Below are 14,007 nucleotides of genomic sequence, written 5' to 3'. Positions count from 1 at the left end.
CTTCTCCCCTCAGACCGCGGCCGGCGCCGCGACCGGCGTCCCGTTCGGCTCGGCCGTTCCGTTCGGCTCGACCGCCTCGGCGTGCCGGGGACTCCAGGCCGGAATCCCGGCGATGTTCTCGGCCCCGTCGACCCCGATCGTGTTGCCGGTGATCCAGGACGAGTCGGTGCGGGACAGCAGCAGGATCGCCTCGGCCACGTCCTCCGGCCGGGTGAGCCGGCCGTGCGGGTTGGTGGCGGCGGCCTGGGCGACGAACTGGGTGTGCTCCGGGATCCGCTCCAGCGCCGGGGTGACGGTGACTCCGGCGCAGAGCGCGTTCACGGCGACGCCGTACCGGGCGAGTTCGCAGGCGAGCTGCCGGACGTGCGACTCCAGCGCGCACTTGGCGGCCGACACCGCCCCGTAGCTCGGCATCACCGAGGTGGCGCCGGAACTGGTCATCGCGTACACCTTGGCCCCCCGGTGCAGCAGTTTCGCCGCCATCAGCTCCTGCACCCAGTAGACGAGGCTGTGCGCCATCACGTCGACGGTCATCTCCAGCTGCCGCTGGCCCAGCGTCTTGTCCCAGCCGGCGCGCGGCAGGTACGGCAGCAGCGAGCCGAACGCCAGCGAGTGCAGTACGACGTGCAGCCCGCGCGGGCCGGTCAGCTCGGCGATGGTGGGCAGGAGTTGCGCCCGGGCGGACCGGCTGGACGCGTTGACGTTGAAGAAGTGCGCCTGTACGCCGTACCCGCGCAGCTCCGCTTCGAGCGCCTTGGCCGCCTGGGCCCGGTCGCCCATGTCCAGGTGCACCCCGATGACGTTGCCGCCCTCCCGGGCCAGTGCCAGCGCGGTCGCCCGCCCCATGCCGCTGGACGCGCCCAGCAGCAGACTCCACGTGCCTTCCAGGGGAATCAGCATCCCGCGCTCCTTCTCGTCGATCCAGCCGTCCGCCAGATCCGGACCATCGCCACGTTCCCGGTGCCGGCCGCCGTGACCAGCAGGCTGTCCCCGTCGGCGGCACGCAGCCGGTCGGCCAGCCGGAGCATCGGGGTGAGGCTGCCCGCAGTGGGCGGGCCGGTGTCCCGCACCGGGCCGACGGCGGCCGGCACCGCCCCGGCCACCAGCTCGCTGACCGCCGAGTCGTCCAGCAGCGCGTAGACCGGTACCTGGTCGGCACCGAGGCTCAGCGCCGCCTCCCGGACCACGGCCACGGCCCGCTCCCGGGCCGCCCCGGCGCCGAGCCCGTGCGGCGGCAGCAGCAGGGTGCGGACCGCGCACCGGCCGTAGCCGGTGGCGCCGCGCGCCTCCGCCTGCTCCGGCGGCTCCAGCACCAGCACCACCGCGCCCTCCTCCGGTGCCGCCGCCTCGGGCGCCGGCACCACCTGCTCCATCGCGCCGGCGAGCAGCAGGGTGGCGCGGCCGGCCGCGAAGGCCCGCGCCCCGACCTGCACCGACTCCAGGCCGGCGACCAGCGGCGAGATCAGCGTCAGGCTGATCCCCGTGAACCCGTGCTCCATCGACAGCCGGCTGGTCAGCACGTTGACCGCGCCGTACGGCGCGGTGACCGGGCTCAGCTCGCTGGCGTGCTCGGCGATCACGGTGCGGTCCTGCTCGTCGTGCAACGCCGCCACCCCGTTGTTGGTGCCGACCACCACGCCCCGGTCCTGCTCGGCGGCACCGTCGAGGCAGTCGCCGGCGTCGTCGAGGGCGTGCCGCCCGGCCACCAGCAGGTACTGGCAGGCCGCCGGCAGGTACTTGTAACCGCGCCGGCCGAGCTGGGTGCGGACGTCGAACCAGGCCCCGTCGGCCGCCGGCCGCTCCACCGGCGGCGCGCAGACGCCGATCCCGGTGACCACGACCTGACCGGCGGGCGGCATCCGGCCCGCCACCCGCCCGACCGACGGCACCGGACCCGGCGCACGGTCGAGCGCGGCGCTCCGGCCCGGCCCGGCGCCGGCCGGCGGAGTCCCGCCCGGCGCGCTGTCGAGCTGCCCCGGCGGTGCGCCCGTCCCGGGTGGCCGGCCGACGACCCCGATCCCGTCCCGGCTCATCCGCCGGCCCCCGCGAGCACCAGCGACACGTTGTTGCCGCCGAAGGCGTACCCGTTGACCATGATCCGGTCGGATCCGAGCGGGGTGACCATGCCCTGCGGCAGCCAGACCCGGCACTCCGGGTCCTGCTCGGCGATCGGCACGTTCGGCGGCACGGTCCGGTGCCGCAGGATCAGCGCCGCCGCCACCGCGGCGACCGCGGCCGCCGCCCCGCCGGTGTGCCCGATCAGCGCCTTGAGGCTGTAGAGCGGCACATCGGCGCCGAGCACCTCGTTGAGCGCCCGGCTCTCCACCACGTCGTTGAGCTGGGTGCCGGTGCCGTGCGGCAGGACGCAGCCGATCCGGTCCCAGTCGGCACCGGTCTCCGCCAGCGCGGCCCGCATCGCCCGGATGATCTGGGTGCCCTCCGGCTCCGGCGCGGTCAGGTGGTAGGCGTCGCAGGTCCAGCCGGAGCCCTCCACCACGGCGTGCACGGTCGCGCCCCGGGCCCGGGCGTGCTCCTCCGACTCGACCACCAGGGCGCCGGCGGCCTCGCCGAACGACGTACCCCCGCGGTGCAGGTCGAACGGGCGGCACCGGACCGGGTCCACCGCGCCCATCCGGTTGAAGCAGGCCAGCATCACCCGGCTGTACGCGTCCGCACCGACCGCCAGCACCACGTCCGCCTCGCCGGAGCGGACCAGGTCGGCCGCGGCACCGAGGGCGAAGCCGCCGGCCGCGCAGGCGTTGCTGATCGTGGTGGCGACGCTCAGCGGCCCGAGCCGGTCGGCGACCTCCGAGGCGACGCCGAGCGCCGTGGTGAACCGGGCGGCCGGCTTGCCGCCGTCCGCCCGCCACTGCTCGTGCAGGCTCGCGTCACCCATGCAGGTGCCCAGGGCCAGCCCGATCCGGGGCCCCGCCGTCGCCGGTCCGCCCAGCGGCAGGCCGGCGTCGGCGATGGCCTCGTCGACCGCGCGGAGCGCCAGCCGGGAGGTCCGGGCGAGCGCCTCCGACTGCGCCGGGAGGTCGGCGTCGGGGACGCCCTGCACCACCGGCACGTCCATGTTCGCGTACGGGTCCGGCACGGGACCCGGGTCGGTAACCGGTGCCGCCATCATCGCGTCCCAGAGGGCGCGCGTACCACTGCCGTGGCACGTGACGACACCGAGGCCGGTGATGGCGACGCCGGTCATCGACGCGTACTCGGAGCAGCCGGCGTGCCTTCCAGCGCGCTGGCGAGACGGTCGTCGAAGTCCACCAGGCTCCAGTCGCGGCGGTTCTCGATCACCGCGTACCCGTGGGTGATCTTGCCGGTCGCGGTCGGCACCAGGATGCCGTCGCGGAGCACGTAGCAGTCCATCCGCGAGGTGTAGGTGAGCCGCTTGAAGACGTTCTCGACGGTGAAGACGGTGTAGAGGTCCTCCTCCATCCGCGCCTCGTCCAGCAGCGTGATCCGGGAGTGCGGCACCACCGGGATCCAGTCCTGCTCGTCCAGCAGCCGCTTGATCGAGACGTTCCGGTCGGCCAGGAAGAGGTCGACGACCTCCTCCATCTGCCGCAGGTAGCCGGACATCTGCATCCGCTCGGTGAAGTGGCAGTAGAAGTACGGGATCCGCCACTTCCAGGCGTACGCGTTGCGGCCGGCGGTGAGCGCGGCCAGCAGGTCGCCCTCGGGCGCCGGACCGGCGGCGGCCGGCTGGCTCACCTTGACCGGCGCCTGCCCCAGCCGCGCCACCGTGTACGGGGCCAGCTCGGCCGGCGCCGGCTCCGCCGGGTGCCCGTGCGGGTCGAGCCGCAACTCCACCCGGACCTTGGCGCTGACCGCCTTGATCGGCGGGGTGCCGTTGACCGAGATCTCCACCGCGAAGGCGAGCGCCTCCCCGGGCAGCGGCCGGACCTCGGCCGTCGCCACGTCGTCGATGTGGAAGGCGTGGGTGATCCGGCTGTCGATGTCGACGACGTCGACGCAGAGGCCGTGCCGCTCGTAGAGCCCGCCGGGGGCGAAGCCGCGCTGCCGCAGGTGGTCGAGGACGGCCTCCTCCACCAGGTAGTTGACGTGCTTGAAGCCGATCCAGGTGCAGATGTTGGACCCCTCGTACCGGGGCCGCAGCTCCACACGGGTCACGCCGTCCGCGGCTGGTTCGGAGACGGGGCGGGGTGCCAGGGTCGTCGAGTTCACGTGCGCTCCAGATGTGTGTCGAGGATCGGTTCCGCAGATTGCGTCGGGGCCGACAGCGGGTGGGCGAAGTCCGCCACCAGGGCGGCGAACCGGTCGGGGTGCTCGGCCATCGCGAAGTGGCCGCAGCCGGTGAGCAGCGCGTACCGGCCGGCGGGTGCGGCGTCGGCCAGCGCCCGCCCGTCACCGGGCCGGGCGGCGAAGTCGCCGTCGCCGGCGATCACCAGCAGCGGCAGCGCCAGGTCGGCGACGGGCAGGAAGGGGGTACGCAGGTACGCGTCGAAGAAGCGCATCCAGCCGTACGGGCCGATCCGCTCCCGGACCCGCTCGCCCATCGCGGCACGTACCTCGGCGGGCAGCCCGGCCGGGGCACTGACCCGGATCCCCTCTTCCAGAATCCGGTGGAAGTGGTTGAGATAGAAGTCGATCGCCGCCCAGTCGAAGTCGTCGGCGGCCGGCCGGTAGAACGGCGAGACCAGCACCACCGCCCGGGGCAGCGGCACCGCGGCCGTGGCCGCCGGAGCCATCGCCATCGCCGGCCGGACGCTCTCCGGCTCCGTCGCCGCGCCGACCCGGCCGAGCAGTTCCAGCAGGGTGTTCGCGGCGAACGAGTGCGCGACCACCAGGTCGGCGCCGCCGGGGACCCCGGCCAGCGCCCGTGCCGCCCAGCCGGTGGCGTCAGCCCGATGGCTCCAGCCGGTGTCGCCGACGCTCGCCCAGGGCAGCTCGGCGTCCCACAGCTCCAGCCACTCCGGCGCCCGCGACTCGAAGCGGTCCCAGACGCCCCGGCTGCTGCCCAGGCCATGCAGCAGCAGGGTGCGTACCGGCCGCACACCGGCACCGGGCCGGCGGCACCGGACCGGCACGCCCGTCCCGGGCGACCCGGCACGGTCCATCCTCGGCGGCGCGGAGATGCTCATCACCGGCCTCCACCGGCGGTCAGCAGCAGCGCCGCCGCCGCATCCGAGCCCTCGCCGTCGGCGGTGGCCAGTACGGCACCCCGGTCGTGCCCGTTCAGCCACGCGGTGCCGGCGACGCACTGGAGCACGCCGAGCGCCCCGGAGCAGTGCCCGTGGTACGCGGTCAGGTCGTGGCTGGTCCGCTCGGTCACCCCGGCCGGTCCACCCGCCCCGGCGCCGAACCACATGTCCACCGGTCGCGGGTCGGTACGCCGGATCGCCGCCACCGCCGCCGGCTGGTCCGCCTTGCGGGCGTACGGGCCGAGTTCGGCGAGCGCCTCGACGCCCCGGTCACGCACCGACTCCGCCGACTCCAGCACCAGCGCGGCGGCACCGTCGAAGAGCCGCAGGTCGTCCTCGCCGTTGCTGCGACCACCACTGACCAGGTGCCGCACCGGCGCGTTCGCCGGCTCGACCCCGACCACCAGCACCCGGTCCACCCGGCCGGCCAGCACCAGCAGCCGGCCCCAGTTGACCGCGTCCAGCCCGGAGGTCGGGCCGTTGCACATGGTCAGGTTGGCGCCGCGCAGCCGGAACCAGATCGCCAGCCAGGACGCGATCACGTTGCTGGCGGTGGCTGGCAGGGCCATCGGGCTCAGCCCGACGTAGGTCTCCGCGGCGATGGTCGACACCGTGTCGCAGACCGTGTCGACGTTGCCGTAGTTGGAGCTGACCACCACGCCGACGGTCTCGCCGGGGACGGTCAGGCCCGGGTCGCCGAGCAGCCCGGCGTCGGCCAGCGCGTCCCGGCCGGCGCAGAGCGCGAGCCGGGTGGCCCGGTCCTTGTAGCGCAGCCCCTTGCCGACCAGGCGGCGGGTCGGGTCGTCCCCGTCGGCACCGGCCGGGGTACGCCGGAGCAGGTCGTCGGGGCCGGCGATCCCGGAGACCGCCACGCCCACCCCGCTGACCACCACGTCGACCGGAGCCATCAGGACACCTTCTCCACGATCGCGACGGCGTTCAGCCCGCCGAAGCCGAACGAGTCCACCTGGGCGACCCGCAGGGTGGCCAGCTCGGCGTGCTCGCGTACCAGTCGGAAGCCGTCGACCTCGTCGATCGGGTTGTCCAGGCCGAGGATCGGCGGCACCACCCCGGAGCGCAGCGCCTCGACCGCCACCACCAGGCTGTGCAGCCCGGAGGCGCCGGCGGTGTGCCCGGTCATCGACTTGATCGCGGTCATGTACGGCGAGGGCGCCACCCCGGAGAAGACCTCCCGGACGGCCTGCGCCTCGGCCTCGTCGTTCAGCGCCGTCCCGGTGCCGTGCAGCATCAGCAGGTCGACCTCGGCCGGTTCCACCCCGGCCCGGCGGTGCGCCTCCCGGGTGACCAGCGCGATGTTCTTGGCGTCCGGCGCCGACGGGTGGTAGGCGTCGCAGTTCATCGCCACGCCCCGGACCCGCGCGTGCCGGTGCCCGGCGCCGGGGCCGTCCGCCTCCCGGCGCAGCACCACAGCCACCGCACCCTCGCCCTGGAGCATGCCCCGGCGGTCCCGGTCGAACGGCCGCACCTGTGCGGGCGCCTCCGGGTAACAGCGGTCCAGCAGCCCGTAGGTGCTCTCGGTGATGGTGTCGACCCCGGCCACCACCACGGTGTCGGCGGCGCCGATCGCCAGCAGGTCCATGCCGAGCCCGAGGGCGTAGAGCGAGGCCGAGCAGGCGTTCGCCACCGTGTGCGTGTTGGTGGCGCCGAAGCGCTTCCGCAGCGCGCTGCCGAAGTGCAGGTCGCGCACGTCGAACGGGACGCCGTCCCGCCAGCTCAGCTCGACCGACCGCAGTTCGCGCAGCGTGGTGCCGATCAGCACCGGCGTGTCGCCGAGGTCGTCGTCGAGGCCGGCGTCGGCCAGCGCGGCGGCGACCGCCTGCTCCAGCCACCGGCTGGCCCGCAGGGTCTCGTCGCAGCCCGGCCCCGGCCGGTCGTCGATCTCGTACGCGTGCTGTGCCCGGTACCGGCTGCGGTCGAAGCCGCGCAGTTCGGCCAGCCCGCTGTAGCCGGCGCAGAGCGAGTCGAAGAACTCGACGGTGTTGCCGCCGATGCTGGCCACCGCACCCATCCCCACCACCAGCGCGGTCATGGCGTCACCTCGTCGTACCTGCCGAGGATCAGCACCGCGTTGTTGCCGCCGAAGGCGAGCGCGTTGTTCTGCACCACCCGCAGGTCGGCGTCCTGGGCCACGTTCGGTACACAGTCGAGCCCGCACTCGGGGTCGGTCTCGACGTGGTTGATGGTCGGCGGGATGAATTTGTGGGTGATGGCCAGGGCGCAGGCCGCCGAGGCGAGGGCGCTCGCCGCCCCCATGGTGTGCCCGATCATCCCCTTGATCGAGACCGTACGCGGCGGGCGCTGCCCGAAGACCTGCCGGATGGCGCCGGCCTCGGTCACGTCGTTCGCCTTGGTCCCGGTGCCGTGCGCGGAGATGAAGTCGATGTCGCCCGGCTTCACCCCGGCGTTGCGGTGGGCCAACTCGATGCAGCGGGCGATGCTGTTCCGGTCCGGCGCGACCGGGTGGTACGCGTCGCAGTTGAGCCCGTAGCCGAGCACCTCCGCGTAGATCCGGGCGCCCCGGGCCCGCGCCGAGTCGAGGCTCTCCATCAGCAGGATGCCGGCGCCCTCACCGGTGAGGATGCCCTTGCGGTTGCGGTCGAACGGCTGGCATGCCTCCGGGGCGATGGTGCCGAGCCGGTAGAAGCCGGTGAACGTCTTCCGGCACAGCGCGTCGGCGCCGCCGCAGAGGGCCACCTCCACGTCGCCGCTGCGGATCGCGTCGAAGCCGTACCCGACCGCGTAGTTGCCGGCCGCGCAGGCGGTCGGGATCGTCACCGCCTCGACGTCGGTCAGCCCGAGCTCGGCGACGATGCTCGACGAGAGGCGGCCGGCGGGGACCCGACGCGCCACGACCGGGTCGAAGTGCTCGGCACCCCGGTCGACCTGCACCCCGACCAGTTGGTCAAGGTCGTGGGATTCACCGTCCGTGGTCCCCACCGACACCAGCGCGCGGCGGGACCGCAGCGCCTCGACGGACATGCCCGCGTCCGCGACCGCCATGCCGGCGGCGGCGGCCGAGAGCTGGCTCGCCCGGCCGAGCTGCGCCGGGTCGACGTGGTGCAGCCAGCGGGCCGGGTCGAAGTCGGTGATCTCGCACCCGTTGGCGTGTGCGAACCCGGTCGTGTCGAACGCGGTGATCGGCTTGACGCCGCTCCGACCGGCCCGCAGCCCGGCAAGAAACTCCTCGACCCCGATCCCGATGCTGGTCACCACGCCGAGCCCGGTGACGACCACCCGGCGGGGCGATCGAGCATCGCCTGGCAGAACGCTCATCATCGCGCCTCACTCACCTGTAGTCTTCCGACCCGACTCCGCCGTCCGCGCGACGCGCTCAGGCGTTCGACGCCTCGCCGACGACGGCGTAAACGCCCTGGAGATTCACCATTCGACTCAGTTCCGCCTGGTCGATGGTGACGTGCAGATTCCGCTCCAGCGCCGCGAGAATTTCGATCGCCAGCAGCGAGTCCGCACCGTGGTCCTCTTTGAAGAGACTGGTCTCGGTGACCTCGTCGGCGTCGATTTCCAGAATCTCGCAGACGATCTCCTTGACCTGCTCGCGGTCGATGTCGGTGCTGGTGGTCGGGGTCGTGCTGGTCATGTCGCCTCCAGAAACGGATCGGTTGAGTGAATATCTCGATGGCTACCTCTGGCCGGCGGCGCCGTGCGCCTCTTAGCCCGATACCGTTTGCCGCCTCCGCCGTCTGGCGGCACCATCGGATCGCGGTACTGTCCCGAGTCTGTGAGCCGCGACTATATTTCTCCTATATGGCGACGGGCGGTCCGCCATATCCGGTCCGACCGCCGGATTTCCGACTAGCGCGGTCGCCGGCCCACCCGGATGGCAGGGTGGGGGCATGGCGGTCGACATCGTCTACGAGACGCACGCGATGACCACCGACAACGAGGCCGGGCTGGCCACCGGCTGGCAGCCCGGCCAGCTCTCCGAGTACGGCCGGCAAGAGGCCCACGAGTTGGGTGAGCGGCGCCGCGACGACGGGCTGCGCGTCGTCTTCTGCTCCGACCTGGCCCGCGCGGTGGAGACCGTGGAGATCGCGTTTCCGTTGCGGAAGCTGCCGGTGCACCAGGACTCCCGGCTCCGCGAGTGCGACTACGGCGAGCTGACCGGCCGCCCGGTGGCCGAGCTTGCCCCGCTGCGCCTCCGGCACCTGGACGAGCCCTTTCCGGGCGGGCAGAGCTACCGGCAGGTGGTGGAGCAGACCCGGAACTTCCTCCGGGACCTGGCCGCCGCCTGGGACGGGTCCCGGGTGTTGATCGTGGCGCACTCGGCGAACCGGTGGGCCCTCGACCACCTGCTGCACGGGGCCCCGCTCGCCGACCTGGTCGCCGCGCCGTTCGAGTGGCGCCCGGGCTGGACGTACCGGCTGCCGTCGCGCTGGGGCGCCGACCGCCGCCCGCCGGCCCGGTCGCAACCCGGGCAGCCCACCCCGGAACACTGAACCTTTTCCACCTGGACCGCGCGGCACTCACGCACCGCGTCCGACCTTGGGTCCGCCGGACCGCAAGGGGAGGTTGAGAAAGGTCCACCGGTAGCCGGTGCCGGGAGGGACGGTGTCGTCGCCGTCCCGCCTCGCCCGGCTGGTCGGGCCCCCGGACCGGAGCATCGGTAACTCGCGGGCGGTCGCCGCCCGGGCCTGCCTATTCTTGGCGACGACATGCAGACGCCACCGCCCGCCCCTGCCGTACCCGCCGCCGACCTTCCCGCGCTCCGGGCCCGGCTGCCGGAGTTGATGTTCCGCGACCAGCGCCGGATCCAGCGCCGGATGGAAGGGCTGGCCAAGATCCGTGATCTCGGGCGGCGGCAGGCGGCCACCGCCGAGATCGCCGCCGAGATCGGTACCGCGGAGCAGCGGCTCGCCCGCCGCCGGGCCGCCGTACCGGTGATCACCTATCCCGCCGGACTGCCGGTCAGCGACCGCAAGGACGACCTGCTCGCCGCGATCCGGGACCACCAGGTGGTGATCGTGGCCGGCGAGACCGGCTCCGGCAAGACCACCCAGCTACCCAAGATCTGCCTGGAACTGGGTCGGGGCATCCGGGGGCTGATCGGGCACACCCAGCCGCGCCGGCTGGCCGCGCGTACCGTGGCGGACCGGATCGCCGACGAGCTCGGCACCGAACTGGGCGGGGTGGTCGGCTACAAGGTCCGCTTCACCGACCAGGTCGGCGACGGCACCCTGGTCAAGCTGATGACCGACGGCATCCTGCTCGCCGAGCTCCAGCAGGACCGGATGCTCCGGCAGTACGACACGCTGATCATCGACGAGGCGCACGAGCGCAGCCTCAACATCGACTTCATCCTCGGCTACCTTCGGCAACTACTGCCGTGTCGGCCCGACCTGAAGGTGATCATCACCTCGGCGACCATCGACCCGGAGCGGTTCGCCCGGCACTTCGCCGCAGGCGGCGAGCCGGCGCCGGTACTGGAGGTCTCCGGCCGGACCTATCCGGTCGAGACCCGCTACCGGCCGCTGGTCGAGCTGGGCGACAGCGAGGACCCGGACGACGACGGGGACACCGTACGGGACCAGATCCAGGCGATCGGCGACGCGGTGCAGGAGTTGGCCGCCGAGGGTCCCGGGGACGTCCTGGTCTTCCTCAGCGGCGAACGGGAGATCCGGGACACCGCCGACGCGCTGGGCAAACTCGTGCAGAATCGCCCCGCCCTGCGGGACACCGAGATCCTGCCGCTCTTCGCCCGGCTCTCCACCGCCGAGCAGCACCGGGTCTTCCAGCCGCACCGGGGCCGCCGGGTCGTACTGGCCACCAACGTCGCCGAGACCTCACTCACGGTCCCCGGCATCAAGTACGTGGTGGATCCCGGCACCGCCCGGATCTCCCGGTACAGCCACCGGCTCAAGGTGCAGCGGTTGCCGATCGAGCCGGTCTCCCAGGCGTCGGCCAACCAGCGCAAGGGGCGCTGCGGGCGTACCTCGGACGGGATCTGCATCCGGCTCTACGACGAGCCGGACTTCCTGTCCCGGCCCGAGTTCACCGACCCGGAGATCCTGCGTACCAATCTCGCCTCGGTCATCCTCCAGATGACCGCGATCGGGCTGGGCGACATCGCCGCGTTCCCGTTCATCGACCCGCCGGACAAGCGCAACATCGCCGACGGGGTCAACCTGCTGCGCGAGCTGGGCGCGCTGGAGGAGACCGGCGAGGAGACCGGGCACCGGCTCACCCCGCTGGGCCGGCGGCTGGCACAGCTCCCGGTCGACCCCCGGCTGGCCCGGATGGTGCTGGAGGGCGAGCGCAACGGCTGCGCCACCGAGGTGTCGGTGATCGCGGCCGCGCTCTCCATCCAGGATCCCCGGGAGCGGCCCGCCGACAAGCAGGCCCAGGCCGACCAGGCGCACGCCCGGTTCACCGACAAGGAGTCGGACTTCGCCGCCCTGCTCAACCTCTGGCGATATCTCCAGGAGCGGCAGCGCGAGCTGTCGTCCAGCGGGTTCCGCCGGATGTGCAAGGCCGAATACCTCAACTACCTGCGGGTCCGGGAGTGGCAGGACATCCACTCCCAACTCCGCCAGGTGTTGCGGACCACCGGCGGCGGGCCGCCCGACGGCCGCCCGGGGCGGGGCGGGCGCGGCGCGGGCCCGACCACCGACGGGGCCGCAACCGGCGGTCGCGCCGGCACCGACCGGGCCACGACCGGACCGGGTACGCCGACCGCGACCGGCGGGGCCGGTGACACCGCGCCGGACGGGTTCGACAGCGACCGGATCCACCAGTCGCTGCTCGCCGGGCTGCTCTCGCACGTCGGGCTGAAGGAGGCGCAGAAGAACGAGTACCTGGGTGCCCGGGGGGCCAAGTTCGCCCTCTTCCCCGGCTCGGCGCTGTTCCGCAAGCCGCCGCGCTGGGTGATGGCCGCCGAGCTGGTCGAGACGTCCCGGCTCTGGGGCCGGGTCGCCGCCCGGATCGAGCCGGAGTGGGTCGAGGCGCTCGCCCAGCACCTGGTGAAGCGCAGCTACAGCGAGCCGCACTGGGAGAAGAAGCAGGCCGCGGTGATGGCCTTCGAGAAGGTCACCCTCTACGGCATCCCGCTGGTCAGCGGCCGGAAGGTCAACTTCGGCCGGATCGACCCGGCGCTGAGCCGGGAACTGTTCATCCGGCACGCGCTGGTCGAGGGCGACTGGCAGACCCACCACAAGTTCTTCCACGACAACCGGGCCCTGCTCGACGAGGTCGAGGAGCTGGAGCACCGGGCCCGGCGCCGGGACATCCTGGTCGACGACGAGACCCTGTACGCCTTCTACGACCAGCGGATCCCCGCCGAGGTGGTCTCCGGCCGGCACTTCGACGCCTGGTGGAAGAAGACCCGCCGGGACCGGCCCGACCTGCTCACCTTCGACCGGCAGATGCTGGTCAACGAGGGTCGGGGCGGGGTGGACGCGGCGGACTACCCGGACGAGTGGCACTCGGACGGGGTGGCGCTGCCGTTGACGTACCGGTTCGAGCCGGGGACGGCGACCGACGGGGTGACGGTGGACATCCCGCTGCCGATGCTCAACCAGGTCGACGCGGAGAGCTTCGACTGGCAGGTGCCGGGACTCCGCGAGGAGCTGGTGGTGGCGCTGATCCGGTCGCTACCGAAGGCCGTACGCCGCAACTTCGTCCCGGTGCCGGACTACGCCCGGGCGGTGCTGGCCTCGATCACACCCGGCCGGGAGCCGCTGCTCGACGCGCTGACCCGGGAGCTGCGCCGGATGACCGGGGTGACCGTGCCGCGCGACGCCTGGGACACCGAGCGGCTGCCGGCACACCTGCGCCCCACCTTCCGGGTGGTCGGCGAGGAGCGGCAGACCGTCGCCGAGGGCAAGGACCTGCCGGCGCTGCAACGGCAGCTCACCACCCAGGTACGCCGGATGGTGGCCGCCGCCGCGCCGGACGTCGAACGCTCCGGCCTGCGGGAGTGGAGCATCGGCACGCTGCCGCGCTCGATCGAGCAGGACCGGGCCGGCTACCTGGTCACCGCCTATCCGGCGCTGACCGACGAGGGCGACAGCGTCGGCGTACGGGTCTTCGAGACCGAGGCCGAGCAGCGCCGGCAGATGTGGGCCGGCACCCGACGGCTGCTCCGGCTGACCCTCGGCTCGCCGCAGAAGTTCGTCTCCGGACGGCTCTCCAACGAGGCGAAGCTGGCCCTGAGCCGCAACCCGCACCGCAACGTGCAGGACCTGCTCGACGACGCCGCCGACGCGGCGGTGGACAAGCTGATCGCCGATGCCGGCGGGCCGGCCTGGGACGCCGAGGGTTTCGCCGCGCTACGCGACCGGGTCCGCTCGGAGCTGGTCGACACCACGTTCGAGGTCGTCGACCGGGTACGCCGGGTGCTGGCCACCGCCTACGCCGTGGAACAGCGGCTGGCCCGGACCAACAACCTGACCATGGTGGCGGCGCTGGCCGACATCCGCGCCCAGCTCTCCGGGCTGGTGCACCGGGGCTTCGTCACCGAGACCGGCTACGCCCGGCTGGCCGACCTGCCGCGCTATCTGACCGCGATCGAGCGACGCCTTGACCGGCTGCCGCAGAACCCGCAGCGGGACCGCGACCAGCAGGCCCGGATCGCCCAGGTGCAGCAGGAATACCAGGAGATGCTCGACGCGTTGCCACCGGCCCGCCGGGGCGACGACGCGGTACGGCAGATCCGCTGGATGATCGAGGAACTCCGGGTGAACGTCTTCGCCCAGGCGCTCGGTACGCCGTACCCGATCTCGGAACAGCGGATCTACCGGGCGATGGACGTGGCCGAGGCGGGCTGAGCCGGGAACGGTAAGGAACATGTCAAGATTGACGG

At 73.1% G+C, this 14,007-nt stretch carries 11 protein-coding genes; 2 read left to right on the top strand and 9 right to left on the bottom strand.

Annotated elements, in window-relative coordinates; all coding sequences use genetic code 11:
- Window positions 1–9: 9 nt before the first annotated feature.
- Genes ACSMXO_RS15385 through ACSMXO_RS15345 form a run of 9 tightly spaced genes read right to left on the bottom strand, consistent with a single transcriptional unit; the run spans window position 10 to window position 8,787 of the window.
- The gene (locus ACSMXO_RS15385; protein ID WP_455418258.1) at window positions 10–900 is read right to left on the bottom strand and encodes an SDR family oxidoreductase; all 891 of its coding nucleotides are present in this window, start codon (window positions 898–900) and stop codon (window positions 10–12) included.
- Complete coding sequence (locus ACSMXO_RS15380; RefSeq protein WP_455418257.1) at window positions 894–2,033, bottom strand: beta-ketoacyl synthase N-terminal-like domain-containing protein; 1,140 nt, start codon at window positions 2,031–2,033, stop codon at window positions 894–896. The genes ACSMXO_RS15385 and ACSMXO_RS15380 overlap by 7 nt, the downstream gene beginning before the upstream one ends.
- Complete coding sequence (locus tag ACSMXO_RS15375; protein ID WP_455418256.1) at window positions 2,030–3,205, bottom strand: beta-ketoacyl-[acyl-carrier-protein] synthase family protein; 1,176 nt, start codon at window positions 3,203–3,205, stop codon at window positions 2,030–2,032. Before ACSMXO_RS15375 ends, ACSMXO_RS15380 begins: the two co-directional genes overlap by 4 nt.
- Window positions 3,202–4,191, bottom strand: coding sequence for a thioesterase (locus ACSMXO_RS15370; protein ID WP_455418255.1), 990 nt, complete (start codon window positions 4,189–4,191; stop codon window positions 3,202–3,204). The genes ACSMXO_RS15375 and ACSMXO_RS15370 overlap by 4 nt, the downstream gene beginning before the upstream one ends.
- A complete protein-coding gene (locus ACSMXO_RS15365) occupies window positions 4,188–5,108 on the bottom strand; it encodes an alpha/beta fold hydrolase (RefSeq protein ID WP_455418254.1) in 921 nt (306 codons plus the stop codon). The genes ACSMXO_RS15370 and ACSMXO_RS15365 overlap by 4 nt, the downstream gene beginning before the upstream one ends.
- Window positions 5,108–6,076, bottom strand: a complete 969-nt coding sequence (locus tag ACSMXO_RS15360) for a beta-ketoacyl synthase N-terminal-like domain-containing protein (protein WP_346258656.1) — start codon at window positions 6,074–6,076, stop codon at window positions 5,108–5,110. The genes ACSMXO_RS15365 and ACSMXO_RS15360 overlap by 1 nt, the downstream gene beginning before the upstream one ends.
- Window positions 6,076–7,218: a beta-ketoacyl-[acyl-carrier-protein] synthase family protein gene (locus ACSMXO_RS15355; protein WP_346258655.1), complete on the bottom strand. Its 1,143-nt coding sequence runs from the start codon at window positions 7,216–7,218 to the stop codon at window positions 6,076–6,078. Before ACSMXO_RS15355 ends, ACSMXO_RS15360 begins: the two co-directional genes overlap by 1 nt.
- Window positions 7,215–8,465, bottom strand: a complete 1,251-nt coding sequence (locus ACSMXO_RS15350) for a beta-ketoacyl-[acyl-carrier-protein] synthase family protein (protein ID WP_455418253.1) — start codon at window positions 8,463–8,465, stop codon at window positions 7,215–7,217. Before ACSMXO_RS15350 ends, ACSMXO_RS15355 begins: the two co-directional genes overlap by 4 nt.
- Window positions 8,466–8,520: 55 nt before the next feature.
- Complete coding sequence (locus tag ACSMXO_RS15345; RefSeq protein ID WP_203870081.1) at window positions 8,521–8,787, bottom strand: acyl carrier protein; 267 nt, start codon at window positions 8,785–8,787, stop codon at window positions 8,521–8,523.
- A gap of 256 nt (window positions 8,788–9,043) precedes the next feature.
- On the opposite strand from ACSMXO_RS15345, the gene ACSMXO_RS15340 reads away from it, so the two are divergent.
- Complete coding sequence (locus ACSMXO_RS15340) at window positions 9,044–9,646, top strand: histidine phosphatase family protein (protein ID WP_346258653.1); 603 nt, start codon at window positions 9,044–9,046, stop codon at window positions 9,644–9,646.
- Between the two features lie 216 nt (window positions 9,647–9,862).
- The gene (gene hrpA / locus ACSMXO_RS15335) at window positions 9,863–13,972 is read left to right on the top strand and encodes an ATP-dependent RNA helicase HrpA (RefSeq protein ID WP_455418252.1); all 4,110 of its coding nucleotides are present in this window, start codon (window positions 9,863–9,865) and stop codon (window positions 13,970–13,972) included.
- Window positions 13,973–14,007 lie beyond the last annotated feature (35 nt).

It is taken from the genome of Plantactinospora sp. DSM 117369 (assembly GCF_053764795.1).
The sequence above is the reverse complement of the archived record's forward strand: the minus strand, read 5'-3'. Positions and strand labels throughout refer to the sequence as shown.